Here is a 26,977-nt window from a genome sequence, read left to right on the forward strand (position 1 = left end):
GCCCCTACGAGGCCGACGAAAGCACCCGCACATCGGCGGCCCGCACGAACGCCACCCGGTGCCCGAACTGGATCTCGTAGTACATGTCCTTGCCGATCACGACCTTGTGCGGTGCCGTGTCGAAGGTCGGTGCGTAGTAGTACTCGCCCGGCACCTTGTCACCGACCGCATACTCCTGGCCCGTGAGCAGCTTGTACGGCAGCGGCGAGACCGTCTGCACGGGTACGCCCGTCGGGTACGCCTCCTTCTCCGGGTACGCGCGCCCGTAGACCGGGATCTCCGCGAGCCCTGTCCGGGGCGTGACCACGAGCCCCGACGCGTTCACCGCCGTGGGCTGCTTCTGCGGGTTCTTGAACCAGGCCTTCTGGCCCAGGTACCAGATCGCCGTCCAGTCGCCGTCGCGGCCCGCGACCGCGTACCGCTGGCCGGTGGAGACCCGTGAACCGATGTCGTTCACGTCGATCGTCGAGTCCGCGCCGCCCGGTCGCAGCCCGATGTCCTTGATCAGGGGCGAGGTCTCGCTCGCCGCGCTGTAGAGCCGTACCTCGCTGGAACCGTGCACGGCGCAGGGCTCGCCGCTGGTGACGCAGCCGGTGTACGCGGGCCGGTTCGCGGTGAAGTCCGGCAGCACGGTCACCAGCCCGCCGACGGCCTTCGCCGTGGAGCGGAAGGGGTGGCCGAGCAGCGTGAAGTAGTGCTGCCAGTCCCAGTACGGGCCCGGGTCCGTGTGCATACCGGGGATGGTCGACGTCGTCGTGCCCGGCACGTTGTCGTGGCCCAGGATGTGCTGCCGGTCCAGCGGAATGCCGTACTTCTTGGCGAGGTACGCCACCAGCCGTGCCGAGGACCGGTACATCTCCTCCGTGTACCAGGCGTCCGGCGAGGCGAGGAAACCCTCGTGTTCCAGGCCGACCGACTTGGCGTTGACGTACCAGTTGCCCGCATGCCAGGCCACGTCCTTGGCCTTCACATGCTGGGCGATGTGCCCATCGGTCGAGCGCAGGGTGTAGTTCCACGACACATAGGTCGGGTCCTGGACCATGTTCAGGACGCCGTCCCAGGTGCCCTCCGTGTCATGGATGACGATGTACTTGATGCTCTGCGAGGCGGGCCGGTCGCCGAGGTCGTGGTTTCCGTAGTCGCCCTCGCCGAACTCCTCGTACGGTGCCGGGATCCACTCGCAGGACACGGTCGCCGGGCACTCGGTGCCGGCCGCGGAGACCGTACGCAGACCCGCTCGCCTGAGCTGATCCTTGTCGGGGCCCAGTCCGGGTTGGGCCGCCAGCGCGACCTGCTGACCGGCGTCCGTGGTGCGCTGTTCGCCGCCGCGGATCACCTCGTAGACGTCATTGGCGTACGTCGCGGCCGTCGCGCTGTCGTCGGCACCCGAGAAGCGCGCCACCGCCCCGTACCAGTCGGCGGCGTCGTCGCTCAGCGGCTCGCCGAGGTCCTGCTGTGCGGCGGCGAGGAGCGCGGCGCCGCCCGCCACATTGGCGGCCGGGTCCGTACGCAGCTGCTCCGCCGGCAGGCCCGTGAGCTCGGCCGCCTTCGTCAAAGTCTTGAGGCGGGCGGGGAGTTCGGAGTTCTCCGGCACTTTTGTGTCGGGGTGCAGAGCCGCGCGTGAGCTGTCGCCGCGGGCGTCCTCCGTGCCCTCGCTGTGATGCGGCGCGCCGGCGATCGCCGTACGCGCGTCGGTGAGGTGCATGGGGCCGTAGCCGCCGCTGACGCTCGGCGCTCCGCCGTGCGCGTCCCAGCGGGACTGCAGATAGGAGACGGCGAGAAGCACACTCTGCGGAACGTGGTAGGTGGCGGCCGCACCGGCAAAAGCACTCTGCAGCTGTGCTGAGGAGGCCTGCGCGGTGCTGCCGGAGGGGGCCGCGCCGAGCAGCGGCAGCAGCAGCGCCGCCGAGGCGAGGGTGCCTGCGGTTCTGCGCGCGCGTCTGTGCCCGGCGGTGGTCCTGGGGTCGGTGGCGGGTCCTCGCAAAGCAGCCTCCTGGGACGGTCGAGCGCGGTGGGGCGTGCGGGGCCGAACGTGCGTCAGTGGTACCGGGTCTCCGACGATCCGTCAATCATGCCCAGAGGCAGGCGATTTCCCATGTCAGCGAGGGGTGGAAGGGGTTTCGTGGCGGCGGCGATCCCGCCTGCGGAGCGTCAGTGGCGTGGACCAATAACCCGGATGGTGGACGCACAACCCGGTCCCCGGAGACATGGCCGGTCCCCGGACGCATGGCCGGTCCGTGGACGCGTGTCCGGCCGGTGGAGGCATGACCCGGTCGGTGGAAGCTTGGCCCGGCCGATGGCGCCCCGGCGTCCGGACATGACGAAGGTCCGCGGTGCGCCCCTGTCCAAGGCGCGACCGCGGACCACCATCCCCGTCAGCGAGTGCCGACCGCCGCTCGGACGGCCCGTCGGGCCATCTGGCAGTCGTCGTGCAGCCGCCGCAGCAGCAGCCGCTGTTCCTCGCCGGACGGCGCAGCACCCGGGTGGGCCGGACCCGGTGCCGCCGGGGTCGCATCGTGCATCGAACGCTGCATGGCCGTCTCGTACGTGCGGATCTCACGAGTCAGTACGAGCATCAGGTTCACCAGGAAGGCGTCGCGCGCCGCCGGTCCCGCCGACTGCGCGAGCTGGCTGATCTGGCGCCGTGCCACCGGAGCGTCACCGAGGACCGCCCACAGCGTCGCCAGGTCGTACCCCGGCAGATACCATCCCGCGTGCTCCCAATCCACCAGCACTGGACCGGCCGGTGAGAGAAGGATGTTCGACAGGAGTGCGTCGCCGTGACAGAACTGGCCCATGCCCTGACGGCCCGACGAGTGCGCGATGCCGTGCACCAGCTTCTGCAGATCGCCCATGTCCCGGTCCGTGAGCAGACCCAGCCCGTGGAATCGGGAGATCCGCTCCGCGTAGTCCAGCGGGGCGTTGAACGTCCCCGCCGGCGGCCGCCACGCGTTCAGCCGGCAGATCGCGCCCAGCGCCGCCCGGATGTCCGCGCGGGGCGGGGCCTCGGCCGGATGCCGCTGCAGCGCGGCCACCCGGCCCGGCATCCGCTCGATCACGAGGGTGCAGTTGTCCGGGTCCGCCGCGATCAGCCGGGGCACCCGGACCGGCGGCCGGTGCCGCACGAACGAGCGGTATGCCGCTATTTCATGCCGGATCCGCTCCGCCCAGATTGGGGAGTGGTCCAGTAAACACTTGGCGACGGCCGTGCTGCGCCCGGTCGTGCCGACCAGGAGCACGGAGCGTCCACTGCGGCGCAGCACCTGGACCGGAGCGAACTCCGGGCAGATCCGGTGCACCGACGCGATCGCCGTGCGCAGTTGTGCGCCCTGAGGGCCGGACAAGTCGAGTCTCCCGCTGAGCGGTTGGGTGCCGAGCCCCGGAACGCGCCGTGTCCTGCCGGCGCCGAGCACGGGGCCCGCCGCGGGACGCGCGGGGTCGAGGTAGGGGCCGCTGCCGGCCGGGCGGGGGTGCAGCGACCGGGGCGGGGCGGACACGGAGGACGATGCTGTGTACATGGGCGAAACAGATCCCTTCGTGTGCCTGCAAGATGCCGCGCTACCCGCCCCGGCCGCCCTGGTGCACCCTGGGGAATGTCCTGAGGCAACCGGGTCGGGGTGGCGCGTTCCTACCTGACACCGGATGCCCAGTGGCACACCATCTGGCGCACCCTGGCGAACCCTGGCGAATAGTCGCTCAGCAACTGACAGGCGGTTACTGTCAAATCAGCCGAGAACCTGGGGGCTTGACGTGAACGGACAACCCAACACTCGTCTGTCGGACCTGTTCGGCCTGGCCGGCTGGTCCAAGGGCGAACTCGCGAGAATGGTCAACCGGCAGGCGGCGGCGATGGGCCACCCCCAACTGGCGACCGACACCTCACGGGTGCGGCGGTGGATCGACACGGGAGAGATCCCGCGTGATCCGGTTCCGCGGGTGCTGGCAGCTCTGTTCACCGAGCGTCTCGGCCGTGTCGTGACCATCGAGGACCTCGGTCTGGTCCGGCACGGGCGCGTGGGGAAACGGCCAGGCGGCGGGAGTGTGGAAAATCCCGACGGAGTGCCGTGGGCGCCCGAGCGGACTGCTGCGGTCCTCACCGAATTCACGGGAATGGACCTCATGCTCAACCGACGCGGCTTGGTGGGCGCGGGTGCCGCGCTTGCCGCGGGCTCCGCACTCAGTTCTGCCATGCACGAGTGGCTGCACACCGATCCGGCCCTCGCGGCCGACGCCCCTGATTTCGACGATCCCCTGCACGCCGACCCCGCTGGGTTCGACCGCTACGAGGCCGCCCCCATCGGGTCGCAGGAGATCGAGGAACTGGAGCGCTCGGTCGAGGTGTTCCGGGCCTGGGACGCCGCCCGCGGGGGCGGGTTGCAACGCAAGGCTGTGGTGGGCCAGCTCAACGAAGTGGGAGGAATGCTCTCCTACCGACACCCCGATCATCTGCAGCGGCGCCTGTGGGGCGTCGCCGCCAACCTCGCCGTCCTCGCGGGCTGGATGTCGCACGACATCGGCCTGGAGCCGACGGCTCAGAAGTACTTCGTCATCGCCGCCCACGCGGCCCGTGAGGGCGGCGACCGGCCCCGCGCCGGGGAGGCGCTCTCACGAGCGGCTCGCCAGATGGTGCATCTGGGCCGGCCCGACGACGCACTCGACCTGATGAAACTCGCCAAGTCCGGTTCCGGCGAAGAGGTGTTACCCCGCACCAGGGCCATGCTCTACACCATCGAGGCCTGGGCACAGGCCTCCATGGGCAAGGGCCAGGCCATGCGGCGCACCCTCGGCGAGGCCGAGGACCTGTTCGTCTCCGACCGGGGCGACGTACCTCCGCCGAGCTGGATGCAGATGTTCGACGAGGCGGACATGCACGGTATGCAGGCCCTCGCCTACCGCACCCTCGCCGAACACGAGCCGGCCGCGGCCGCCACCGCGCAGCGCCATGCGAAGGAGGCGCTCAAGCTGCGCGAGTCGGGCAGAGAGAGGTCACAGATCTTCGACCATATCTCCCTGGCCTCCGCCTGCTTCATCGCCGACGACCCCGAACAGGCCGACCGGTACGCGCGACTGGCCCTGACGTCGATGGGGGCCAACTCCTCCCACCGCACCTGGGACCGGCTGCGCGAGATGTACCGGCTCACCGGGCAGTACTCCAGCTATCCGAAGATCCACGAACTGCGTGAGGAGATCGAACTCGCTCTGCCGAAGGGCACGTTCAAGCCGAAGGGCGGCAACAGCGCGCGGGCGTAGGTCTCAGGGACGTTAAGTCCGGTCGTCAGGGGCCGACCCTGGCCACGAGCACGCAGGCGTCGTCCTCGCGCTCGGTCTCACCGAATTCCTCGACAACCGTCCGTACACAGTCCTGTGCCGTGCGCGCCTCGTGGAAGCGCGGGGCCAGAGCGAGCAGCTTCGGTGCGGCCACTGCGCCACCGCGCCGGGGGACAAGTCCGTCCGTGTGCAGGAGCAGCAGGTCGCCGTCCTCGAGCGTTTCCTCGGCCTGCCCGTAGGTGGCCCCCGTGGTCGCCCCGAGCAGCACGCCGTCCGGCGCCGGCAGTATGCGCCCCGTCCCGTTGCGGAACAGCAGCGGGGCGGGGTGTCCTGCCTGTGCCCAGGTGAGGGTGCGGGTCTCGGGCCGGTAGCGGCAGCAGACGGCGCTGCCGAGGGCCGGTTGGACGGTGGCGTCCAGTAACTGGTTGAGCCAGGACATGAGTTGGCCCGGCTGCGTGCCGGACATGGCCATACCGCGCAGGGCGCCGAGCAGCATCGCCATGCCCGAAGCGACCGGGATTCCGTGGCCGGTGAGATCACCGACGCTCAACAGGGTTTCCCCGTCGGGTAGTTCGAGAGCGTCGTACCAGTCGCCGCCGACCAGTGCGCTGGTCGACGACGGCAGATAGCGGGCGGCGAGGTCCAGGGTCTCGGGCCCCCGCTGCGGGAACCGCAGGGAGCCACGCCACGGCGGCAGCACGGCCTCCTGCAGCTCTACCGCGAGCCGGTGCTCGGTCTGCGCGATGTGCCGTTGGCGCTGCAGCGAGTCACGGGTCTCGCTCACCTTCCGCTGGCTGCTGCGCAGTTCGCTGACGTCGCGCAGCACGGCCCACATCGAGACGGTGCTGCCGTCGGCGTCGAGCACGGGCTCGCCCATCATGTGCACGGTCCGCACCCCGCCGTCGGGGCGCTGTATGCGGAACTCACCGTCGATGGGCTTGGCGTCGATGAGGCAGTCCGTGACCATCGCGGTCAGCATCGGCCGGTCCTCGTCGAGCACCAGAGACGGCAGCTCGTCGAGCGTGAGTGGGGGAGCGGCGGGGTCGCGGCCCAGGAGCTGGTAGAGCTCCCCCGACCAACTGGCCTCGTCCGTCAGCAGATTCCACTCGGCGCTGCCGACCCGGCTGAGCAGCGAGCCGCGCCGGGGTGTGACCGGCACGGCTCGGACGGCGGGGGCGGGTGCGGGTTGGACGGGCGCCGTGGGCGGTCCGTCCCGCAGCTGGGCCAAGTGCTGGTCGAGGTCGTTGAGTTGATGAAGCGCCAGATTGCACAGCGCACGCTGCCAGCGTCCCTGCGGGTCCTCGTCGTCGGCGGGTGCTTCACGCCGTACGGCGTCCACCTCGCCGCGCAGCCGCCGCGTCTGCGATATGAGCGCGTCAACCGTGCCGCGCTGAGGCGGCTGGGCGGCTGAGCGATCCGCAGAGAGATGGGAGGGCATGACGTACTCCGATGCGGGGACGGTACGACCAAGGCTGAGGAAGGACCGTTACGACTGTCGCACAGCCTGCGACGCGCTGTAAGGGATTTGGCAACACACGATACGGTGGTGCACCTGGCATATGCCACAGTCCCCATGGAGTGGGTACCTAGCACGTGTTCGGTACGCGTCCGGCGTGGTCAAGTCGTAGGCGGCATACGCGACTTGAAGGTGTTCGAGGCTACGCATGCGCTCCAGTCATTCTCTTGTTCGAGGGTCGTTTGTGCTAGCCCCTCCGCGTTACGGAATCCGGCGTGCGAAGTCCTGCACCTCGGCCTCGAAGAGAGGGGCCGGGTCGATGCCCATCGAGGCGAAGTTGCCCTCGATCTCCAGGCTCACCAAGCCGTGCAGGCGGGCCCAGAGAATCGTGGCGCGTGAGGCGACCGCCGTCGTCACGTCCTCGATTCCGTGGCGTTTCATCCACTCCTCGAACTGGGCCCCCGAGTCCTGGGAAACCGCGGTGTCCGGATTCGCGAGGGCACTCACCACGTCCAGTACGACGGTCATGGCCGGCTGTGCGGCCTCCACCAGGCTCGTCGACTGGGCGTCATAGCCCTGCAAGGGCGCCCGGAAGAGCAGACGGTAGCGGTGTGGCTCGGCCAGGGCCCAGTCGCGGTAGGCCCGTACGACGGACGTCAGGCGCGCGGCCGCGTCCTGTGGCGTGCCTTCGGCTGCGCGGGCGAGCGTGGACGTCAGGTCGCCGTACGCGTCGATGACCAGCTCGGTGAGCAGGCTGTCCCGGTTGGCGAAGTAGCGGTAGAGCGCGGGGCCGGTCATGCCGACCTGCTTGGCGATGGCGTTGAGCGACAGCGCCTCCGGGCCGCCCTCGGCCAGCTGCCGCAGTGCCGCCGTCTTGACTTCCTGTCGTACCTGCGCGCGGAACCGATCGCGCGGGCCGGGCCTGGTCCGGTTCTCTGCGGCCATGTCGTCGCCTCTTCGTCTGCTGCCGGTGGTCCTTGACCTTGAGCTTGACTTACGGAATGTAGAGGAGCAAGCTTTAGTTAGAACCTATCACGAACACGTGAAGCTATTACGAAACGAAGGGCTTTGACCGTCATGAACAGCGAGAACGTGACCGAAGTCGTCCTCCCGGGCGTGGTGGCGCCGTCCGGCCTGGAGATCCGCGTGCGCCCCGCGCCGCAGCCCGCGGCCGGCGAGGTCGTCCTGGCCATGGAGGCGACCGGGGTGTCGTTCGCCGAGCAGCAGATGCGCCGTGGCAAGTACTACGACCAGCCACCGTTCCCCTTCATCCCCGGCTACGACCTGGTCGGAGTCGTCGTCCGGGTCGGCGGGGGAGTGGACGCCACGCTGATCGGCCGCCGCTTCGCCGCGCTGACCAAGGTCGGCGGCTGGGCCAGTCAGGTCGTGCTGCCGGCCACCGACCTGGTCGAGGTTCCCGGCGCGCTGGACCCCGCCGACGCCGAGACGGTGGTCGTCAACGGCATCACCGCCTGGCAGATGCTGCACCGCGTCGCCAAGGTCCGCGCCGGACAGACGGTGCTGGTGCACGGCGCGAACGGCGGCGTGGGCTCGACCCTGGTGCAACTGGCCACTCACGCGGGCGTCCGCGTGATCGGCACGGCCTCGCCCCGCCACCACGACGCGGTGCGCGCGCTCGGCGCGCTGCCGCTCGACTACCGTGCGGCCGATCTGCCCGCCAGGGTGCGGGAGTTGGCGCCAGACGGAGTCGACGCCGTCTTCGACCACGTCGGCGGTGACGGGATCGTCGGCTCCTTCCGGCTGCTGGCCCGCGGGGGCACGCTCGTCTCGTACGGCAGCGCCGCAACCCGGGACGTCACCGGATCCTCCAAGCTGCCCGTCCTCAAGCTCGTCGGGCGGCTCTTCCTCTGGAAGCTGCTCCCCAACGGCCGGCGGACGCACTTCTACAACATCTGGGCGGGCAAGCGCCGTCCGGCCGCCTTCCACGCCCGCCTCCGCAGGGACCTCGGGCAGGTCTTCGCCCTGCTCGCCGACGGCACCATCAAGGCCCAGGTCGCGGCCCGCATCCCGGTCAGCCAGGCCTCGGAGGCCATGCGGCTGGCGGAGTCCGGCACCGTCACCGGCAAGGTGATTCTCGTCCCCGACACCCACATCTGACGTCCATCACGGTTCTACGGCTGTTCATCCCCGCCTCACCACGCAGGCATGGCCCTTGACGATCGCCCCGTGCACGCTTGCGCGCGGTGTGCCGCAGGGGCACTCCGGTGACGAGGGCGGGCGAATGACACCGATCAGCCGAAGAGGGTTCGTGGGGCTCGGCGCAACTGTCGCGGCAGGCGCCGCGATGGGCGTCGGCTCGCGGACGGCCGAAGCCGCAGGGACCGCGGCAACCGCGACCGGCACGATCTCGGACGTACGGCACGTCGTCATCCTCATGCAGGAGAACCGCAGTTTCGACCACTACTTCGGCCGCCTCAACGGCGTCCGCGGCTTCGGCGACCGCAGCGGTATCGCGCTCTCCGGCGGCCACTCCGTCTTCAACCAGCCGAACGGCGGCGGCAGACAGTACCCCTGGAAGCTGAGCTCGACGCCCGCCGCAGGCGGCACGGACGGCGAGACCCTCGCGCAGTGCAACGGCGACCTCCCGCATTCCTGGTCCTCGCAGCACTCCGCCTGGAACAAGGGAAGACTCGACAACTGGGTCTCGGGCGTCGGCAACGTACGCACGATGGGCTATCTCGACCGCTCCGACATCCCGTTCCACTACGCGCTGGCCGACAACTACACCATCTGCGACGCCTACTTCTGCTCCACGCTCAGCGCCACAGGACCCAACCGCACGTACCTGTGGAGCGGCAAGGTCGACAGCACCAGCTACGACGGCGGCGACGAGTCCGGGCTGACCTGGCAGAACTACGCCGAGGCGCTGCAGACGGCCGGAGTGACCTGGAAGGTCTACCAGAACGCCCAGGACAACTACGGCGACAACGGCTGCGCGTACTTCAAGAAGTTCACCGACGCCAAGGCGGGCAACCCACTCCACGACCGGGGCATGTCCTCCGTGCCGGCGGTCACCGGCTCCACGCCCGACGACATCGCCGCCGCCATCAAGGCCGATGTCCTCGCGGGCACCTTGCCCCAGGTCTCCTGGGTGGTCGCCAACGAGGCCTTCTCCGAGCACCCGTACGCCCCGCCCGGCGACGGTGCCCACTTCGTCGACCTCGTCTACCGCGCCCTCGCCGCCGACCCGGAGGTCTTCGACTCGACCGTCCTGTTCCTCAACTACGACGAGAACGACGGCTTCTTCGACCACGTACCGCCGCCGGCGCCGCCCGCGGGCACGGCGGGGGAGTTCCTCAACGGCGTGCCGTACGGCCTCGGATTCCGCGTACCCATGCTCGTCATCTCGCCCTGGACGCGCGGTGGTTGGGTCTCCTCGGAGGTCTTCGACCACACCTCCGTGCTGCGCTTCCTGGAGACCTGGACCGGCGCGCTCGGCAAGCCCGCCCCCTGCCCCAACATCAGCACCTGGCGCCGCAAGGTCACCGGCGACCTGACCGGCGCCTTCGACTTCGCGCACCCGGTGTACGGCGCCGCCACGCTGCCCGCGACAAGCGTCATCGGCTTCGGCACCTGCGGCCCACTGCCCAACCCGGTGCCCACCACCAACGCGCTGCCCGCCCAGGAACCCGGCACCCGCCCCGCCCGCGCCCTCCCGTACCAGCCGAACGGCTACCTGGATCACCTGGAGTTCGGTACCGGCGGCAAGATCCTCGCCTGGTTCACCATGGCCAACCAGGGCACCCCGGCCAGGAGCGCCGCGCACTTCTCCATCCACCCGAACGCCTACCGCGACACCACGCCCTGGCAGTACACCGTCGACGCGGGCGGCACGGCCTCCGACTACTTCAACATCGGCACCGGGTACGGCGCAGGGAAGTACGACATCTCCATGACCGGCCCCAACCGCTTCCTGCGCCGCTTCAAGGGCGACGCGACACAGGCGGGCAAGTCCGTGGAGGTGAGCACCCGTTACGCCACCGAGCCCGGCACCGGGAAGACGGCGATCTACTTCAGGATGGCCAACTGCGCCTCCTCCTCGGTGAAGTTCACGATCACCTCGAACCAGTACCGCGGCGACGGTCCCTGGACGTACACCGTCGCCGCGGGTACCTCGGCGGAGGACTACTTCAACGCCGTCGCGTACCAGGCCGGTTGGTACGACTTCACGGTCACCGTCGACTCCGACGCGAGCTGGTCGCGCCGGTTCACCGGGCACATCGAGACGGGCGCGGCGAGCGTCAGCGGTTGACCGGCTCGTAGAGTTCCGGGCGCGGGGCGAGTTCGACGGTCACCCGGCCGCCGCTCTCCTGCGCCCGGACTCCCGCCTCGGCGACGGCGGACGACGCGTACCCGTCCCAGGCGCTCGGTCCGGTGACCCGGCCCTCGCGGGTGGCGTCCACCCATGCCTGCACCTCACGGTCGTACGCGTCCGCGAACCGTACGAGGTAGTCCTGCGCGACCTCCTCGTACGCCCCGCCGGCCGTTGTCACGACCATCGTGTGCTCGTCCCCGATCCGCGCGCTCCCCGTCTCGCAGACCGCTTCGCACCGCACCTGGTAGCCGAAGCCGGAGTTGACGAAGATCTCCACGTCGACCAGTGCGCCCTCCGCGGTCTCGAACAGCACGAGCTGGGGGTCGACGAGACCTTCCGGGGCGTGCGAGGACGAGCGCGGGCGCAGCACCGTCACGGCCGTGAGCTCCTGGTCGAGCAGCCAGCGTGCCGCGTCGATCTCGTGCGAGACGGAGCTGTTGACCAGCATCGCGGTGGTGAAACCGGGCGGCGAGGAGACATTGCGGTGCGTGCAGTGGAGCATCAGCGGACGCCCCAGCCGACCGCTGTCCAGCAACGACTTGAGGCGCTGGTACTCGGCGTCGTACCGGCGCATGAACCCGACCTGCACCAGCCGCCGGCCGAGCCTCGCCTCCGCCTCCACCACCCGCAGCGCCCCGGCCGAATCCGGCACCATCGGCTTCTCGCACAGCACCGGCAGACCGCGCGCGAAGGCCGCGAGCAGCGCCTCCTCGTGCGCGGGCCCGGGGGACGCGATCAACACGGCCTGTACGCCGGGTGCGTCCAGCGCGGCCGTCGCGTCGGCGTGGACCGAGACGCCGTCGATTCCGGTCACGACGTCCTTGGCCCGCCCGGTGTCGGGATCGGCGACCGCGGCGATCCGAGCGCCGCCCACCACCCGGTCGATTCGCCGTATGTGGTCGGCACCCATGTGCCCCGCACCCAGGACCGCTACACCCAGTAGTTCACTCACGTGCTCCGCACCTCTCCAGCCGACAGTTCAGGATCATTGTCGGCCGTGGAGATCAGTAACGCAGCACCCCTGCGATCCCTTTCGCGTCCCCGAGACTGCCGTCGGGAACGAAGCGGACCTCGGCGCCGGTCTCCAGACACTGTTCGACGATCTCGTCGACGATGTCCTCGCGGGCGTCCAGGTCGCCGCTCTCGGCCGGGACGAGATGGTCGCCGCCGTTGTCGCGTACGGTCACGCGGTAGTTCTCCTCGACGGCGAGCAGTTGGACGCGGCCCTCGGTCGCGCTCTGCCACACCTCGTCGACTCCGGCGGCGAACGCCTTGCGACCGCGTGCCGTTTCCAGCTCGCGCGCCACCGCGTCGACGTCCTTCTTCGCCTCGGCGGTGATCAGGGGATGCACCGCCTGCCACACGGCGTCGGGCGTGCCGTGCGCGAGGCCGCCGTGCGGGATGTGCGCGGCCTCCTTGGTGACGGTGCCGATCTCGTCGAGGAGGGAGAGAGCGGCGGTCTCACCGGTGACGTAGAGCGGCCGGGGGTGCCTGCGCAGGACTGCGCTCACGGCGGTGTCGGCGTCGCGCAGGAAGTGCCGGGTCTGCTCGTCGCGGAAGGTGCTGGGCAGGTCGCCGACGCGTTCCTGGCGCTCGGCGTCCGGGTCCTCCAGGCTCCGTGTGAGCGGAAAGCCGTTGGCGTGCTCCTCGGCGACCCGGTCGGCTCCGCCGTTCCACAGCGTGACCTGGTCGGCGGATACCGACAGCACCCAGAACGGCCGCTCGGAGGCCTGCGCGGCGACGAGATTGCGGGTCAGGAAGGTGTCCGACAGCACCACACGCTCCGGCACGGTACGGGCCAGCGACCAGACCTGGTGCTCACCGGGGGCGGCGAAGATGGCCAGGCCGTCCTCGGCGTGCGTCAGATCGACCTCCGCGAGGGCGCGGTCGAGCTGCTCGACGAGGTCCATCCGCCGTTCGCGGGTGACCGACGGATCGGCTTCCAGCTGCTTCTTGGCCTCGGCGACCACATTGCGCAGCCGGACCGGATCCTGGGCGTTGTCGGGCTCGCGGCGATGCGTAGGCGTCAGCACGGAGACCGCGGGATACGGCCGGGGCCTGCGCAGTTCGGTCAGGGTGGCGGGACTGAGTGCGTGCTCCATACCTGCACGATAGGACCAATTCGCTTATCGGGCATTTGGTGCATTTGATTGCTGGGGTCGCTCGCGTCGACAGATCGCGTAGTCCTCGTCACCGTCGCCGGACGCCGGTGCCCCACCGTCGTAGGACACCATGACCTGCTTAGGACGCCCATGACGCAGGCCGACGTGGAAGCCAAGGCGCCACCCGCCGCCAAACTCACGCTCCTGACGCTCACCACGATGGTCGTCGGCTCGATGGTCGGAGCCGGCGTCTTCTCACTGCCCCGCCGCTTCGCCCAGGAGACGGGCGTGGCCGGAGCCCTCATCGCGTGGGCCGTCGCCGGCACCGGCATGCTGATGCTCGCCTTCGTCTTCCAGCGCCTCGCCATCCGCAGACCGGACCTCGACGCGGGCGTCTACGCCTACGCGAAGGCCGGCCTCGGCGAGTACCTGGGTTTCTTCTCGGCGTTCGGCTATCGAACATTTGCGCAGTGCTCCACCCTCCAGGGTGGAGGTGAAGGGCATCCTTGGCCCAGCGGCTCCGATGGCCGCAGGGCCACTGCTAACGTCGGATTGTCTGACAACGTAGTTGGCGGACCTACCGCCGGACGGGCGGGAAGTCACGCCTGTGGAGACCAGGTAAGACCGCTCCTCACGGAACGGCACAGGTCGCTGAAGCAGGAACCCACGGTGGTGTCGCGTCAGCGGTACGGACCGGAGTCGTCGCCCTTCAAGGCGGCGAGGACGTCAATGGGCCAGCGCCTGCGTCGGCAATGCGACGTACTGGGTCCTCAGCATTCCGGCCGTCGGCGCCGTCGCACCCGCGCTGGGCGGCGGCGATACCATATCCGCGCGAACGCGTACTCACGGCACGTCAAACGCCGCGAGGGTGTGGGGCGCGCGACCGTCCTGGAGTTCCCCTGATCGCCGAGCTGCGGCAGCCCTCCATGGCCGAGGTCCTGGAGCACGCCGTCGGCACCTGGGGGCAGGTCTTCGTCAGCGTCGGCCTGATCGTCTCGGTGCTCGGCGCCTATCTCGCCTGGACCCTGATGGCGGCCGAGGTGCTGTTCGTCGCCGCCAAGGACGAGGACATGCCCCGCTTCCTCGGCCGCTCCATCGGCGACGACGTACCCGCACCCGCGCTCGTGATGACGACCCTGCTGACCCAAGTCGTGCTGATCGTCACGCTGTTCTCGGACGACGCCTTCAACTTCGCGCTCGACCTGACCAGCGCGCTGACACTGATCCCGTTCCTGCTGGCGGCGGGCTTCGCCGTCAAGATCGCCCGCGCGGGCCCCGGCAGCGACCTCCTCGTCGCCGCGCTCGCCACCGTCTACACCGCCTTCCTGCTCTACGCGGCCGGGCTGAAGTACCTCCTCGTCTCGTTCATCATCTACGCGCCCGCCACGATCCTGTTCGTGATGGCCAGGCGCGAGCAGGGCAGACAGCTGTTCTCGCCCCGCGAACTCGTCATCCTCGCCGTCTCGATCGCCGGCGCGATCCTCGGGATCGTCGCTCTGGCGCTGGGCTGGATCAGCCTCTGACGGAAAGGCCCGGAAGACCCGGAAGACCCGGAAGGCCCGGACGACCTGGAGAAAGGCACACCGTGACCAGTCAGGACAGCACCAACGGGACGGCGTACGGCGTCCACTCCGAGGTCGGCAGGCTGCGCAAGGTGCTGGTCTGCGCGCCCTGCCTCGCACACCGCTGGCTCACCCCCACCAACTCCGACGACCTGCTCTTCGACGACGTCATGTGGGTGGAGAACGCCCAGCGCGACCACGCCGACTTCGTCAACAAGCTGCGTGAACGAGGCGTCGACGTCGTGGAACTGCACGACCTGCTCGCCGAGACGATGGCGATCCCCGTGGCCCGGGACTGGCTCCTGGACCGGAAGATCACCGCCAACGAGGTCGGACTCGGACCCGTCGACGACACCCGGGCCTTCCTGGGGTCCCTCGAACCCGCCACGCTCGCGCGGTACTTGATCGGCGGTCTGGCCACCGGCGACCTGCCGGACGACTTCCGCTCCGGCCACCTCGCACTGGCCCGCGAGTCGACCGGCGCGCGCGAATACCTGATGCCGCCGCTGCCCAACACGCTCTACACCCGCGACACGACGTGCTGGCTGTACGGCGGCCTCACGCTCAACCCCCTCTACTGGCCCGCCCGGCACGACGAGACCCTCCTGATGAAGGCCATCTACACCTTCCACCCCGACTACGCCGGCTCCACGGTGTGGTGGGGCGACCCCGAACTCGACTGGCGGCAGGCCACGTTCGAGGGCGGCGACATCATGCCGGTCGGCAACGGCGTCGTCCTCATGGGCATGAGCGAGCGCACCTCACGGCAGGCGATCACCCAGGTCGCGGCCGCGCTGTTCAAGAACGGGGCGGCCGAGCACGTCATCGTCGCCGGTATGCCCAAGCTGCGCTCCGCGATGCACCTCGACACCGTCTTCACCTTCGCCGACCGCGACCTGGTGACCCTCTACCCGACCATCATGGACGCGGTCCACACCTTCTCCCTCCGCCCGAGCGACAAGGCCCCCGGCATCGAACTCACCGACGAGGGCTCGCGCCCCTTCACCGAAGTCGTCGCCAAGGCCCTCGGGTTGCCGCAACTGCGCGTCGTCGAGACCGGCGGAGACGTGTACGCCTCCGAGCGCCAGCAGTGGGACAGCGGCAACAACGCCGTCGCCCTGGAACCCGGTGTGGTCTTCACCTACGACCGCAACACCCAGACCAACACACTGCTGAGGAAGGCCGGCGTCGAGGTCATCACCATCGTCGGCGCCGAGTTGGGGCGCGGCCGGGGCGGCGGCCACTGCATGACGTGCCCGATCCTGCGGGACCCCGTCGAGTTCTGAGCGGCTCGCCGGCCCCTCCGCGCCCCGGACCTCATGCCTGGTTGAGCCCGAGTGCCTTGTCCGCGGCGGTCACCGACGGCTTCCACCATGTCGTCACCGGCTCCCATACGCGCACGGCGTCACCGGCGCCCAGCTCCTTCGCCGTGAAGGTGCGGCCGAACCGCGCCGGATCGGCGGAGACGGTGATCGAGTGCACCCGACGGGCCTCGGGGTCGGCCAGGTCGGCGATCGTGCGTACGGCGGCGTACGCCGTCCTGCCCGCGCCGATCCGGTACGGCCCGCTGTCCCCGGCGGGCACCGGCTGAGCCGCGCCGTCGAGGTCCCCGAAGGTGACGGTCGGGATGCGGTCGACGGTGCAGGTCCGCTTCGAGTGGTTGGTGACGCTGATGTGTACGACGGTGGGGTTCGCGGACTGGTGCGCCGCCAGGGTGAGGGACTTCTCCGGGCAGGCGGCGACCTTGGTGGCGGCGGAGCCCTGGCCTGCGGCCGAACCTTGAGGCGCGGCGACGAGCAGTGCCGCGGCGGCGGTCGCGAGGGCGAGGACGGGACGGATACGCATCAGTGGTGTTCCCCCTGTGATGGACATGTATACGGGTACTGCGGCGTGCCCGGTCGAGGCGACGCTCGCACAGTGTGACGGCCGGGGGGTTCGAGGGGTTGTAGCCGACTTGTCCGTGTTACGTGGCTGTTGCATTTCCCGGTGCATCCTCGCCCCCGGGTTCAGTCGCCCGAGTCCGGCGGCCCGCAGGAGCTGCCGTTGTCCGGCAGGGAGCCGTACAGCAGGAAGTCGTCGACCTTCTGATGCACGCACTCGGAGGACGCGTACCCGGTGTGTCCGTCGCCCTTGTTGTCCAGCACGACCGCCGAGGAGCCGAGCCGCTCGGCGGTCTCCAGGGCCCAGCGGTACGGAGTGGCGGGGTCGCCGCGGGTGCCGACGAGGAGCATTTTCGGGGTGTCGACGTCGCGTACTTCGTCGCGTATGTAGTCGGTGCCCTTGGGGCGGCCGTAGCACGTCAGTACCTGGGTGAGCCGGTACTCGCCGAAGACCGGGGACACTTGCGCGTACTCGGCGCGCAGTGCGTCGATCTCCTTGGTGACCTGGTCGGCGGTGGGCCGGTCGGGGTCGTCCGCGCAGTTGATCGCCATCAGGGCGGCCGGGAGGTTGTCGATGGGGACGTCCACCGGGTCGACGAGACCGCCGTCCGGGCTGGCCGTCACGGTCAGCTCGTCGTCCTTGCGGGGTGCCACCGCCGGTCCGCCCGGCCGGGTGCTCCCGGCGGTGCCGGGGAGGGCCGCGCCGCCCGACAACTGCATGAGCCAGCGGGTGTCGCCGTCCTGGAGCAGGGAGTTGAGGGCCTGCGCCAGCGTGGGCCACATCTGGCGGCTGTACAGGGCCTGACTTATGGCGCCCACGAGGTCCTGGCCGGAGAACTCCTGGCCGAAGTCGGCCGGAACCGGGTCCGCGTCGAGCGAGTCGACGAGCTGGACGACCTGTTTTCGGGCGCTGCGCGCATCCCGCCCGAACGGACAGGACAGATCCTTGGTGCACCAGGTGAGGAAGTCCTCCAGCGCGGTCTGCTGGCCCGCGGCGCCCACCAGTCCCTGCTCGGACAGCGGTTCGGTGAGCGTGTCCACGCCGTCGAGGACCAACCGGCCCGTCTTCTTGGGGAACTGGGCCGCGTACACCGCGCCCAGACGCGTTCCGTAGGAGAAGCCGAGGTAGTTGAGCTTCTTGTCGCCGAGCGCCTGCCGCATCACGTCCATGTCCCGGGAGGCGTTGACCGTGCCTATGTGGGCCAGTACGGGCCCCGAGTGCTTGGCGCATTCGTCGGCGGTCTTCCGCAACGCCTTGAGGGCGGCCTGCGGATCGCCGCTGTCGGTGGTGCCGTCCGTCGTGCCGTAGTACTCGTCGCCGCCCTCGCCACAACTGACGGGCGAGGACTGGCCGACGCCTCTCGGATCGAAGGTGACCACGTCGTAGCCGTTCGTCAGATGCATGAAGTCTTCGCCACCGAAAGCGAGTTGAGGGATTCCCGCGCCTCCGGGCCCGCCGAAGTTCAGTAGCACCGAACCCCTCGACTTTCCCGTCGCGCGGTAGCGGGCCATCGCCACGTCGAGCGTTCCGTCACCCGGGTTCGCGTAGTCCAGCGGGACGGTCACCTTCCCGCACTGCAGATCCTCGGGCATGCCGTAGCCCTCGCACGCGGCCCACTTGATGCGCTGGCCGTAGAAGCGTGACAGGTCTGGTGTGTCGGCGGCCCTCGCCGCCGAAGGGAGTCCGGCCACCAGCAGGGCCAGCGTCACGGTCGTGGCTCCGGCGAACGCGCAGCGTTGGTGCACGGACAGCATGCATGCCTCCAGGACGCCCGGCTGCCCCCTCGCTCACGATAAGGGCGGGTACCGGTGGACGCCTCTGGGCGAGCGGAACGGGCCGCGGTGCCTTACTCTGCGCGCCTTGCGCGGGGCCGATCCGCACGCTCGGCAAGCGCCGATGGCCCTCGTACGAGCCGCCTCACCAGTTCGATAACCATGACGCTCGATGGGGTGAAAGACCGATTAGCCATAACTCGGATGGTTCTCTCGCGTTTTATGGCATGCGGGCGACCGCCCGCGACCATGTCTGGAAGGCAGGGACCCTATGAAACGGGTTACCCGAAATGGATTGATCGCAGCAGCCGCCGCCTCGGGAGCGATGGCCGTGACCATGCCGGCGTACGCCGACTCCGCGGCGGACGGCACCGCGGCGGGCTCGCCCGGGCTGATCTCCGGCAACACCATCCAGCTCCCGGTGCACGTTCCCGTGAACGTGTGCGGGAACACCGTGAACGTCGTCGGGGTCCTCAACCCGGCGGCGGGCAACAGCTGTGCCAACGAGGGCGGCGGCGGGGCCGAGGCGCCCGGTGGAACGCAGGGCGGTGCGGTGGAGAACGGCAGCGGAGGTGCCGCCGCACAGAGCAGCGGAAAGGATTCGCCAGGTGTGCTCTCGGGCAACGGCGTGCAGCTTCCCGTACATCTCCCGGTCAACGTCACCGGCAACTCCGTGAGCGTCGTCGGTATCGGCAACGCGGCCGTCGGCAACGAGTCCACGAACACCTCCGGCGGCCGGCCCGACCGCCCCGTCAAGCCCGCGCCCAAGCCGTCCGCGCCGCCCGCCAAGCCGCAGTACGCGCCTCCCGGCACGCCGTCGGGGCCTGTGGCCTCCCTCGCTCAGACCGGCGCGGACCAGATGGCGCCCGCGATCGCCGGGAGCGCGGCGCTGGTCCTGGGCGGAGCCGTCCTGTACCGGCGATTCCGGCCGGCCGCCACTCGCTGACCAGGGCCCGGCAAGAGCGGAAGGCCCCACCGGACTCGTGACCGGTGGGGCCTTGACGACTCCTCAGCCCAGCTCGCCGCGGAGGATGCCGTACCGCACGCCGTCGCGCCAGTGACCGTTGCGGAACACGACACTGCGCAGCACGCCCTCGCGGGTGAACCCGACCTTCTCCAGGGCGCGTTGCTCGGCGATGTTGTCCACCTCGGTGTCGGCCTCGACACGTATCACCTGCGTGTGGGCGAAGAGGTACTGGACCAGTTGCCGCTGGGCTTCGGTGCCCACTCCCTTGCCGCGTGCCTCGGGCAGCAGCCCGATACCCATGTTCCAGTAGTGAGTGGTCCGGCTGGAGACGATCTTCCGCCAGGCGACGAATCCCAGCCGCTCGTCGTCACGCACCACCATCAGATATCCCGAATCCTCGGTGATCAGACCGTTCTCCGCCCACTGGCGCCGCCAGCGCCCGATGTCCCACCAGCCGAACCACTGGAAGGGTTCGGCCGTCTCCGGCTCCATGAGGAACCGCTCCATGACGGACAGGTCGTCCTCGGCCACCGGGCGCAAAGTCACGTGGTTGATGCTCATGAGCGTCAACCTTATGAGCGCGGTTTTCGCCAGTGATCCCCGTGGAGATCGGGAAGGATTGCCGAGGTGCGGACGGTAACCACACCCCGCGACACCACCCCGACGAAAGGAAGCACCCGCATGACCACTCCGGGACCCGAAGACCTCGTCGTCACACAGGCCTCGCTCGACGAGTGGACTGTGGTCCGCGGATGGGCGGCGGACGAGGGATGGAATCCCGGTCTGTCCGACAGCGTGAGCTTCTTCGCCCAGGATCCGGAGGGGTTCTTCATCGGGCGGCTCGGCGGCGAACCGGTCTCGGCCGTCTCGGTCGTCAACTACGGCGCCGACTACGCTTTCCTGGGCTTCTACCTCGTACGCCCCGACCTGCGCGGCCGCGGTTATGGCATCACCACCTGGAAGACGGCCCTGGCTCACGCCGGCGGCCGGACCGTCGGCCTCGACGGGGTGGTCGCGCAGCAGGACAACTACCGTCAGTCCGGCTTCGAACTCGCTTACCGCACCTCCCGGTTCGGTGGAATCGTGCCCGTGGGGGAGACTCCGACGGGGGTCCGGCCCGCCGAGGTGACGGACCTCGAGGCCGTCACGGCGTACGACAGCGCCTGCTACCCGGCCGACCGGCCGCGGTTCCTGGAGTCGTGGCTGAGCGGCCCGGACCACCGTGCCTTCGTCCGCCACACCGACGGACGTCTCAGCGGGTACGGCGTGATCCGCCCGGGCCAAGACGCCCTGCGCATCGGCCCGCTGTTCGCCGACACCGCCGAGGACGCCCGGGCGCTGTTCGTCGCGCTGACCGGCGAGGCCGCCGGGAGGGAGGTCGCCATCGACATCCCCGGGACGAACTCGGCCGGAGTCGCGCTTGCCCAGGAGTTCGGCCTCACCCCCTCTTTCGACACCGCCCGTATGTACACGGGTCAGGTCAGGCCGTTCGCGGGTGAGCGCGTGTACGGCGTCACCACCCTCGAACTCGGCTAGGGCTTTTCGTTCGGACGGCAGGGCGAGTGCGGGAGCCTTGTCAGCGGACGACGTCGAATACGTTCTTCTGCAGGCCGTTGGCGTAGGCCTCGTGCTCGACCAGCTTCAGTTTCTGGGTGTCCTTGTCCGTGGCGCTGAACAGACGCTTGCCCGCGCCGAGCAGGAGCGGGAAGACGAGCAGGTGGTAACGGTCGATCAAGCCGGCATCCGACAGGCCGTGGTTGAGGGCGGCGCTGCCGTGGACGATGATCGGGCCGCCCTCGGTCTCCTTCAACGCGGCGACCTCGTCGAGCGAGCGCAGGATCGTGGTCTCGCCCCAGTTGGAAACCAGGTCGTCGTCGGTGAGGGTGGTGGAGACGACGTACTTCGGCATCACCTTGTAGTCGGCGAAGTCCTCCATGTCCGGCCACACTGGGCTGAACGCCTCGTAGCTGAGTCTGCCCAGCAACATCGCGGTGGCTTCCTTCTGCTCCCGACCCTTGATGTCGAATGCTTCGGGGAGGAACTCCATGTCCTTGAAGGTCCAACCGGAGTTCCGGTAACCGGGCTCGCCGCCCAGGGCCTCCACGACGCCGTCGAGGGAGACGAAGGCGGTGCTGATCAAGGTACGCATTTAAGGTTCCTCGGTGTCTCGTGTCTGGTGCTCGGCAGGTTCGGTCGGTTCGCGTTCCGGCCGCACTTGCGGCTGCGGCGCACCAACCATGTTCTCTGACTGCTGATCGCGGAGAAACTCATCGGTCGTCGCCGTCCCTCCCGGCGGCCTCGACGATCCGAACGAAACAGCCTAGGAACACGTGCCGTTGGAGGTGACGGCCGTCTTCGGCCGACTCCCTGTGAGGCGCCGCACGGGAAAGGCCCGCCGGCGCCCCACCGCCACGACGGCCAGCGCGGCGGCGATCAGCGGCAGTGAAGTCCAGGGCAGGGCCCCGGCGCCCGCACCCTCCAGGACGAGTCCACCGGTGAACGATCCGGCCGCGATGCCCGCGTTGTACACCGTGGCCTGCAACGACGTGGCAACATCGGCGTTGGCGGGGCCGGAGGCGTCGACCAGCGCGGTCTGGATCAGGGTCGGTGCCCCGCCGAACGCGGCGCCCCACAGAGCCACCGATACGAGGAGTACGGCGGGGCTGCCCGCGTACAGACCCAGGATGAGGAAGGCGCACGCGATCGTGGCGAGCGCCGTCAGCAGCGTCCGTCGCAGGTATGTGTCGACCAGTACGCCGGTGATCCAGATCCCGACGACAGTGGCCACCCCGAACACCAGCAGGACAAGACCGGTGTGGCCGAACCCCACATGCTCCGCGAACGGGGCGGCGTATGTGTACATCACCTGGTGCCCCAGAAGCAGCAGCAAGGTGACGGAGAGGACGGTCGCGATCCCGGGCAGGGTGGCGACCCGGTGCAACGGCACGCGTGCGCCCGCCGCCTCACCGGGGAAGTCCGGAACCCGTCGGCGCACCCAGACCACGAGCAGCACGGCGACGACCGCCGACAGCGCGAAGACCGCGCGCCAGCCCAGGACTTCGGCCAGCGCGGTACCCGCCGGGACACCCAGCGACAGGGCGAGCGTGATCCCCGCGAGGACGATCGCGATGGCGCGGCCGCGCCGTTCGGCGGGCACCATACGGGCCGCGTACCCGACGAGCATCGCCCACATGACGCCGCCCATCACCCCAGCCGCGAGCCGGGCCGCGAAGGTGAGCGCGTACGCGGACGACAGCGCGGTGACGGCGTTGCAGCAGGCGAAGCCCACGAGCGCGCCGATCAGTACCCGGCGGCGCGGCAGACCGCGCAACGCGGCGGTGAGCGGCACGGCGGCCAGGAAGGAGGCGAGCGCGTAACCGGTCACCAGGAAGCCGGCCCGCCCCTCCGAGACGCCCAGGTCCGATGCCATCCGCGGCAGCAGACCGGCGGGCAGCAGTTCGGTCATGACGGCGGTGAAGGCGGCCGTGGACAGGGCCAGGAGCCCAGACAGCGGGAGCGCGGCGGCAGGCATGGACGTGCTGCCGGCGGGCGGGGCGACGGTCATGGGACCATGCTGAAACCTTCACATCAGTGTGAAGGCAAGCGCGGCCTCCAGGGAGAGCCATGAAGATCGGTGAACTGTCGCGCCGGACCGGCGTCCCCACCAGGATGCTGCGGTACTACGAGGAGCAGAACCTGCTCCACCCGGCGCGGGGCGAGAACGGTTATCGCGAGTACGGCGACGCTGCCGTCCAGTGCGTTCAGCAGATCCGCGGGCTGCTCGACTCCGGGCTCACCACCGAGATCATCCGCGCCATCCTGCCGTTTCTGTCCGACCCCGGCGAGATCCACCTCCACCCCGAATGCCTGACCGCCGAGACGGCCGGGCTGCTGCGCGACGAGATCGACCGCATCCAGAGCCGCATCGACTGCCTGGCCCGCAACCGGGACGCACTGCGGGCCTATCTGACGGCGGTGCAGTCGGACGGGCCGGCCCCCGTCAACTAGCCAGCTCCCGTGCCCGTCCCACGGCCTCGCGTACGGGGCCCCGGTGCACGGGACCATGCCCGGGGGCCAGGACATCCGCGGCAAGGACCTCGATGTCCGCCAGCGATGCGTAGGCCTGCTCGCGCTCGGCGTCGAACATCGCGGGCAGGAGCTGCGGACCCCGTACCCGTGACGTGGGGTGGGCGCTGACCAGCGCGTCGCCGGAGATCAGGATCCCGGCGTCCGGGAGGTGGAACACGCAGTGCCCCGCCGTATGACCGGGCGTGTGCACCGGGACCGGACGGCCGGGCAGATCCAGCGGGCCCTTCCCGGGAAACGGCTCGGGCCTGGTCATCCGGACGTCCTTCTTGCCGCCCGACTTGATGGCGTGCAGCGCCCACGGCAGTACACCCGGGCGCCACGCCTGGCCCAGCACCTGGCCGACACTCACCTGGTGCAGGAACTCCCGGCGCGCGTGCGGCAGTTCGGCCTCGTGCAGGTACACGGGGATGCCGAACGTGCTGCTGAGGTGTTCGGCCGAACCGAGGTGGTCGTTGTGCGCGTGCGTGATGAGGACGCCCGTGACGGCCTCGGGCGCGTGACCGAGAGCGTCCAGGGAGGCCAGGACCGCCTGACGGTCGCCGGGGTAACCCGTGTCGACCAGGGTGACGGCGTCCCCCTCGGTCAGGATCACCCAGTTCGTGTTGCTGCCGTGGACCAGATGAACTCCGGCAGCCACCTCCACCATCGCGCCGTCGCGCATGGCTCTCTCCCGACGTTTGAGATCTGTTCCGGCCGGAGTGCGGCCGTGTCACGTGGAAGGTATCGCGTGTTCCGGAGGGCGTGACGACGGCAGTTCAGCCGGTCTCCGGGTGCCTTCGCCGGAGGTGTTGGCCGAACGTGAACGGAAGTTGTGGTTCAGGGACTTGACGTGCTCGTGACGAGGCGCTGCCATATGGCGAGTCTCGTTGACTTTTGTTCGACTCTGCGAACAAACCGCTCAAGGGAGAGCCGCATGTCCACTATTTCGAACACCGCGCGTCTCAGGCGTCTCTTGAGACGTGCGGTGGTCCAGTGTGCCGTCCTGTGTCTCGCCATCGCGGGGCTGGCCGGCCTGGGCCGGTCGGCCGAGCCGATCGCGGCCGAGCCGGCCGCCGTCAGCACCAACCAGATCGGGGTCAACCCCGCCCCGATGGGCTGGGCCTCCTGGAACAGCTTCGCGAGCATCATCGACTTCGACACGATCAAGGCCCAGGCCGACGCCCTCGTGTCCTCGGGAATGGCGGCCGCGGGCTACAAGTACGTCAACATCGACGAGGGCTGGTGGGTGGGCACCCGCGACAGTGCCGGCAACATCACCGTCGACACCGAGCAGTGGCCCGGCGGGATGAAGGCCATCGCCGACTACATCCACAGCAAGGGCCTCAAGGCCGGGATCTACACCGACGCCGGCAAGAACGGCTGCGGCTACTACTACCCGACCCCGGACACCGTGCCCGCCGCGCCCAACACCGGTATGGAAGGGCACAACCAGCAGGACCTGGAGGCCTTCCAGAACTGGGGCTTCGACTTCGTCAAGGTCGACTGGTGCGGCGGTGACGCCGAGGGCCTCGACCAGGAGGCGACGTACAAGGCGATCAGCGCCGCCAACACCGCCGCGACCGCCGTCACCGGACGCTCGCTCGTGCTGTCGCTGTGCGAGTGGGGCACGGGCAATCCCTGGAACTGGGCGGCGGGCACCGGTGACATGTGGCGCACCAGCACCGACATCGTCTTCTGGCCCAGCAACCCGACGATGTCGAGCATTCTGGCCAACTTCGACAAGTCCCTGCACCCCGCGGCCCAGCACACCGGCTACTACAACGACCCGGACATGATGACGGTCGGCATGACCGGTCTGAGCGCCGCGCAGAACCGCACCCATATGGGGCTGTGGGCGATCGCCGGCGCACCACTGCTCGCGGGCAACAACCTTGCCACCATGAGCGCTTCGACCGCCTCGATCCTCACCAACCGCGAGGTCATCGCGATCGACCAGGACGCACGCGGCCTGCAGGGCGTCGAAGTCGCCGAGGACAGCACGGGGTTGCAGGTTTACAGCAAGATCCTCTCCGGCACCGGCAAGCGCGCGGTCCTGCTGCTGAACCGCACCTCCGCGGCGGCCAACATCACCGCCCGCTGGCAGGACTTGGGGCTGACCACGGCGTCGGCCGCGGTGCGTAACGTGTGGTCGGCGTCCAACGTCGGTTCGTACGCGACGAGTTACACCGCCGCGGTTCCCGCCGGGGAGGCCGTCCTGCTCACCGTCTCCGGCACGGAGGGCGCCGGGACGACGTACGAGGACACCACCACGGCCACGACGCCGACGTTCACCGGCGTCACCGCCGCCAACGCGGGCACGAAGCTGATCGACGTCACCTACGCCAACTCCGGTACCACGGCCCGCAAGGCGACCTTCAAGGTCAACGACCAGTACACGCAGACGCTCTCCCTGCCACCCACCGGTTCGGCGACCACGTACCGCACGGTCTCCGTCCTGGCGCAGCTGGCGAAGGGGTCGAACACGCTGGCCTTCGGGACATCCGGGACCGCGCCCGACATCGACGCCGTGGCCGTCCGCGCCATCCCGGGCACCAACGGCACGGCGATCGTCGGCACCGGCTCCGGGCGCTGCCTCGACTTCTTCAAGAGCACCATCACCAACAACACCCAGGCCGAACTCTGGGACTGCGGCGGAGGCCAGAACCAGACGTTCACGTACACCTCGCGCGGTGAACTCGTCGTGTACGGCAACAAGTGCCTCGACGCCTACAACAGCGGAACCGCCAACGGCACCCGCGTCGTCATCTGGGACTGCCACGGCGGCACCAACCAGAAGTGGACGATCAACGCCAACGGCACCATCACCAACAACGTCTCGGGGCTGTGCCTCGACGCCATCAGCAACGGCACCGCCAACGGCACGCTGATCGACCTGTGGACGTGCAACGGGGGAGCGAACCAGCAGTGGACCCGCAACTGACCGGCCGCTGACCTCGGCATATCCGGTACCGCGGGGCGGACGGCCATGGTGGACGAGCATGGTCAACAATTGTGCGTCACATCTTGCTGACAACCTGGGTGGCCGGTTACGGTCACCGCCAGGACACCGCACGAGCCGCCCGCCCCGCATCACCCGTCTCAGCCCATCTGGTCCTGAGCCGAGAGGTGCTCCACCGTCACGCCCGTCTCGGTGAACGTACGCGTCACGATCCCCGACGTGTAGACCCACAGGATGCGCAGAGGACTGTCACCGACATTCCTGAAGAGATGAGGAATCGGTGACGGAACGTAGGTGGTGTCGAACTGCTCCAGCTTGGTCACCTCACCGTCGACCACGACCTCCGCCTCGCCTTCGAGGATCGTCACGTGCTCATCGCAGTTGTGCGAGTGCATAGGGGCCCCGGAACCGACCGGGTACACGCTCATCCCGCTGGTGATGCGGTTCTCCCCGCCCGCCGACGTCGTGGTGATCAGCGGCGTCGTGACAACGGCGCCGCCTCGGTCGAGCCGGCGGACGGACGCGGCCTTGATGATCGTGCTCACTCGGAGTTCCTTTCCAGTTCACGGTGGTGCACTGAACGACGTTAGGTCGCGTCCCCGTGAA

At 69.4% G+C, this 26,977-nt stretch carries 21 protein-coding genes and 1 pseudogene; 9 read left to right on the plus strand and 13 right to left on the minus strand.

Annotated features, from left to right (window positions below; all coding sequences use genetic code 11):
* Positions 1 to 4 precede the first annotated feature (4 nt).
* Positions 5 to 1,984 carry an N-acetylmuramoyl-L-alanine amidase gene (locus OG266_RS43360; RefSeq protein WP_371552331.1) on the minus strand — a complete coding sequence of 660 codons (1,980 nt, stop codon included), beginning with the start codon at positions 1,982 to 1,984 and terminating at the stop codon, positions 5 to 7.
* A 391-nt stretch (positions 1,985 to 2,375) separates the two neighbouring features.
* Entirely contained in the window at positions 2,376 to 3,518 is a 1,143-nt protein-coding gene (locus tag OG266_RS43365) for an aminoglycoside phosphotransferase family protein (protein WP_266470284.1), read from the minus strand.
* A gap of 232 nt (positions 3,519 to 3,750) precedes the next feature.
* Between OG266_RS43365 and OG266_RS43370 the strand changes: the two genes are divergently transcribed.
* Positions 3,751 to 5,250 (plus strand): hypothetical protein, encoded by a 1,500-nt coding sequence (locus OG266_RS43370; protein ID WP_266470286.1) that lies wholly within the window; start codon positions 3,751 to 3,753, stop codon positions 5,248 to 5,250.
* Positions 5,251 to 5,275: 25 nt separating this feature from the next.
* On the opposite strand, the gene OG266_RS43375 is transcribed toward OG266_RS43370, so the two are convergent.
* Both OG266_RS43375 and OG266_RS43380 read right to left on the minus strand, forming a co-directional pair.
* Entirely contained in the window at positions 5,276 to 6,706 is a 1,431-nt protein-coding gene (locus OG266_RS43375) for a PP2C family protein-serine/threonine phosphatase (protein WP_371552332.1), read from the minus strand.
* A gap of 279 nt (positions 6,707 to 6,985) precedes the next feature.
* A complete protein-coding gene (locus OG266_RS43380; protein ID WP_371552333.1) occupies positions 6,986 to 7,669 on the minus strand; it encodes a TetR/AcrR family transcriptional regulator in 684 nt (227 codons plus the stop codon).
* A gap of 132 nt (positions 7,670 to 7,801) precedes the next feature.
* On the opposite strand from OG266_RS43380, the gene OG266_RS43385 reads away from it, so the two are divergent.
* Positions 7,802 to 8,842, plus strand: coding sequence for a medium chain dehydrogenase/reductase family protein (locus OG266_RS43385; RefSeq protein ID WP_371552334.1), 1,041 nt, complete (start codon positions 7,802 to 7,804; stop codon positions 8,840 to 8,842).
* A gap of 124 nt (positions 8,843 to 8,966) precedes the next feature.
* Complete coding sequence (locus tag OG266_RS43390) at positions 8,967 to 10,997, plus strand: phosphocholine-specific phospholipase C (RefSeq protein WP_371552335.1); 2,031 nt, start codon at positions 8,967 to 8,969, stop codon at positions 10,995 to 10,997.
* On the opposite strand, the gene OG266_RS43395 is transcribed toward OG266_RS43390, so the two are convergent.
* Entirely contained in the window at positions 10,987 to 12,012 is a 1,026-nt protein-coding gene (locus tag OG266_RS43395; protein ID WP_371552336.1) for a Gfo/Idh/MocA family protein, read from the minus strand. The genes OG266_RS43390 and OG266_RS43395 overlap by 11 nt on opposite strands.
* Positions 12,013 to 12,064: 52 nt before the next feature.
* A complete protein-coding gene (locus OG266_RS43400; protein ID WP_371552337.1) occupies positions 12,065 to 13,162 on the minus strand; it encodes a chemotaxis protein in 1,098 nt (365 codons plus the stop codon).
* Positions 13,163 to 13,312: 150 nt separating this feature from the next.
* On the opposite strand from OG266_RS43400, the pseudogene OG266_RS43405 reads away from it, so the two are divergent.
* A pseudogene (locus OG266_RS43405) lies at positions 13,313 to 14,685 on the plus strand (amino acid permease).
* A gap of 62 nt (positions 14,686 to 14,747) precedes the next feature.
* On the plus strand, positions 14,748 to 16,010 hold the full coding sequence (locus OG266_RS43410; RefSeq protein WP_371552338.1) for an arginine deiminase: 1,263 nt from the start codon (positions 14,748 to 14,750) through the stop codon (positions 16,008 to 16,010).
* A 31-nt stretch (positions 16,011 to 16,041) separates the two neighbouring features.
* Here OG266_RS43410 and OG266_RS43415 read toward each other — a convergent pair whose 3' ends face one another.
* The gene (locus OG266_RS43415; protein ID WP_371552339.1) at positions 16,042 to 16,569 is read right to left on the minus strand and encodes a DUF4232 domain-containing protein; all 528 of its coding nucleotides are present in this window, start codon (positions 16,567 to 16,569) and stop codon (positions 16,042 to 16,044) included.
* A gap of 161 nt (positions 16,570 to 16,730) precedes the next feature.
* Positions 16,731 to 18,359 carry an alpha/beta hydrolase gene (locus OG266_RS43420; protein WP_371552340.1) on the minus strand — a complete coding sequence of 543 codons (1,629 nt, stop codon included), beginning with the start codon at positions 18,357 to 18,359 and terminating at the stop codon, positions 16,731 to 16,733.
* A 289-nt stretch (positions 18,360 to 18,648) separates the two neighbouring features.
* Here OG266_RS43420 and OG266_RS43425 point away from each other — a divergent pair, with 289 nt between their 5' ends.
* The gene (locus OG266_RS43425) at positions 18,649 to 19,323 is read left to right on the plus strand and encodes a chaplin (protein WP_371552341.1); all 675 of its coding nucleotides are present in this window, start codon (positions 18,649 to 18,651) and stop codon (positions 19,321 to 19,323) included.
* A gap of 63 nt (positions 19,324 to 19,386) precedes the next feature.
* On the opposite strand, the gene OG266_RS43430 is transcribed toward OG266_RS43425, so the two are convergent.
* Positions 19,387 to 19,905 (minus strand): GNAT family N-acetyltransferase, encoded by a 519-nt coding sequence (locus OG266_RS43430; RefSeq protein WP_371552342.1) that lies wholly within the window; start codon positions 19,903 to 19,905, stop codon positions 19,387 to 19,389.
* 120 nt (positions 19,906 to 20,025) lie between these two features.
* Here OG266_RS43430 and OG266_RS43435 point away from each other — a divergent pair, with 120 nt between their 5' ends.
* The gene (locus tag OG266_RS43435; RefSeq protein ID WP_371552343.1) at positions 20,026 to 20,880 is read left to right on the plus strand and encodes a GNAT family N-acetyltransferase; all 855 of its coding nucleotides are present in this window, start codon (positions 20,026 to 20,028) and stop codon (positions 20,878 to 20,880) included.
* A 40-nt stretch (positions 20,881 to 20,920) separates the two neighbouring features.
* Here the strand turns inward: OG266_RS43435 and OG266_RS43440 are convergent, their stop codons facing one another.
* Positions 20,921 to 21,493, minus strand: a complete 573-nt coding sequence (locus OG266_RS43440) for a dihydrofolate reductase family protein (protein ID WP_371552344.1) — start codon at positions 21,491 to 21,493, stop codon at positions 20,921 to 20,923.
* Positions 21,494 to 21,664: 171 nt separating this feature from the next.
* Entirely contained in the window at positions 21,665 to 22,909 is a 1,245-nt protein-coding gene (locus OG266_RS43445) for an MFS transporter (RefSeq protein ID WP_371552345.1), read from the minus strand.
* Between the two features lie 59 nt (positions 22,910 to 22,968).
* Between OG266_RS43445 and OG266_RS43450 the strand changes: the two genes are divergently transcribed.
* Complete coding sequence (locus OG266_RS43450) at positions 22,969 to 23,352, plus strand: MerR family transcriptional regulator (RefSeq protein ID WP_371552346.1); 384 nt, start codon at positions 22,969 to 22,971, stop codon at positions 23,350 to 23,352.
* Here the strand turns inward: OG266_RS43450 and OG266_RS43455 are convergent.
* Positions 23,345 to 24,094, minus strand: a complete 750-nt coding sequence (locus OG266_RS43455; RefSeq protein ID WP_371552347.1) for an MBL fold metallo-hydrolase — start codon at positions 24,092 to 24,094, stop codon at positions 23,345 to 23,347. The two genes, OG266_RS43450 and OG266_RS43455, sit on opposite strands and share 8 nt — an antisense overlap.
* Positions 24,095 to 24,346: 252 nt before the next feature.
* Between OG266_RS43455 and OG266_RS43460 the strand changes: the two genes are divergently transcribed.
* Positions 24,347 to 26,353, plus strand: coding sequence for a ricin-type beta-trefoil lectin domain protein (locus tag OG266_RS43460; protein WP_371552348.1), 2,007 nt, complete (start codon positions 24,347 to 24,349; stop codon positions 26,351 to 26,353).
* 158 nt (positions 26,354 to 26,511) lie between these two features.
* Here OG266_RS43460 and OG266_RS43465 read toward each other — a convergent pair whose 3' ends face one another.
* On the minus strand, positions 26,512 to 26,916 hold the full coding sequence (locus OG266_RS43465) for a cupin domain-containing protein (protein WP_266470339.1): 405 nt from the start codon (positions 26,914 to 26,916) through the stop codon (positions 26,512 to 26,514).
* Positions 26,917 to 26,977 lie beyond the last annotated feature (61 nt).

Source organism: Streptomyces sp. NBC_00554 (assembly GCF_041431135.1).
Lineage (GTDB): Bacteria > Actinomycetota > Actinomycetes > Streptomycetales > Streptomycetaceae > Streptomyces.

Excerpts from the sequence above, each read along its gene's own strand:
- OG266_RS43440 (WP_371552344.1), bottom strand. The coding sequence starts at position 21,493 with ATGCGTACCTTGATCAGCACCGCCTTCGTCTCCCTCGACGGCGTCGTG.
- OG266_RS43460 (WP_371552348.1), top strand. The coding sequence starts at position 24,347 with ATGTCCACTATTTCGAACACCGCGCGTCTCAGGCGTCTCTTGAGACGT.
- OG266_RS43425 (WP_371552341.1), top strand. The coding sequence starts at position 18,649 with ATGAAACGGGTTACCCGAAATGGATTGATCGCAGCAGCCGCCGCCTCG.
- OG266_RS43430 (WP_371552342.1), bottom strand. The coding sequence starts at position 19,905 with ATGAGCATCAACCACGTGACTTTGCGCCCGGTGGCCGAGGACGACCTG.
- OG266_RS43450 (WP_371552346.1), top strand. The coding sequence starts at position 22,969 with ATGAAGATCGGTGAACTGTCGCGCCGGACCGGCGTCCCCACCAGGATG.
- OG266_RS43375 (WP_371552332.1), bottom strand. The coding sequence starts at position 6,706 with ATGCCCTCCCATCTCTCTGCGGATCGCTCAGCCGCCCAGCCGCCTCAG.
- OG266_RS43390 (WP_371552335.1), top strand. The coding sequence starts at position 8,967 with ATGACACCGATCAGCCGAAGAGGGTTCGTGGGGCTCGGCGCAACTGTC.
- OG266_RS43420 (WP_371552340.1), bottom strand. The coding sequence starts at position 18,359 with ATGCTGTCCGTGCACCAACGCTGCGCGTTCGCCGGAGCCACGACCGTG.
- OG266_RS43385 (WP_371552334.1), top strand. The coding sequence starts at position 7,802 with ATGAACAGCGAGAACGTGACCGAAGTCGTCCTCCCGGGCGTGGTGGCG.
- OG266_RS43445 (WP_371552345.1), bottom strand. The coding sequence starts at position 22,909 with ATGACCGTCGCCCCGCCCGCCGGCAGCACGTCCATGCCTGCCGCCGCG.
- OG266_RS43455 (WP_371552347.1), bottom strand. The coding sequence starts at position 24,094 with ATGCGCGACGGCGCGATGGTGGAGGTGGCTGCCGGAGTTCATCTGGTC.
- OG266_RS43415 (WP_371552339.1), bottom strand. The coding sequence starts at position 16,569 with ATGCGTATCCGTCCCGTCCTCGCCCTCGCGACCGCCGCCGCGGCACTG.
- OG266_RS43365 (WP_266470284.1), bottom strand. The coding sequence starts at position 3,518 with ATGTACACAGCATCGTCCTCCGTGTCCGCCCCGCCCCGGTCGCTGCAC.
- OG266_RS43435 (WP_371552343.1), top strand. The coding sequence starts at position 20,026 with ATGACCACTCCGGGACCCGAAGACCTCGTCGTCACACAGGCCTCGCTC.
- OG266_RS43380 (WP_371552333.1), bottom strand. The coding sequence starts at position 7,669 with ATGGCCGCAGAGAACCGGACCAGGCCCGGCCCGCGCGATCGGTTCCGC.
- OG266_RS43400 (WP_371552337.1), bottom strand. The coding sequence starts at position 13,162 with ATGGAGCACGCACTCAGTCCCGCCACCCTGACCGAACTGCGCAGGCCC.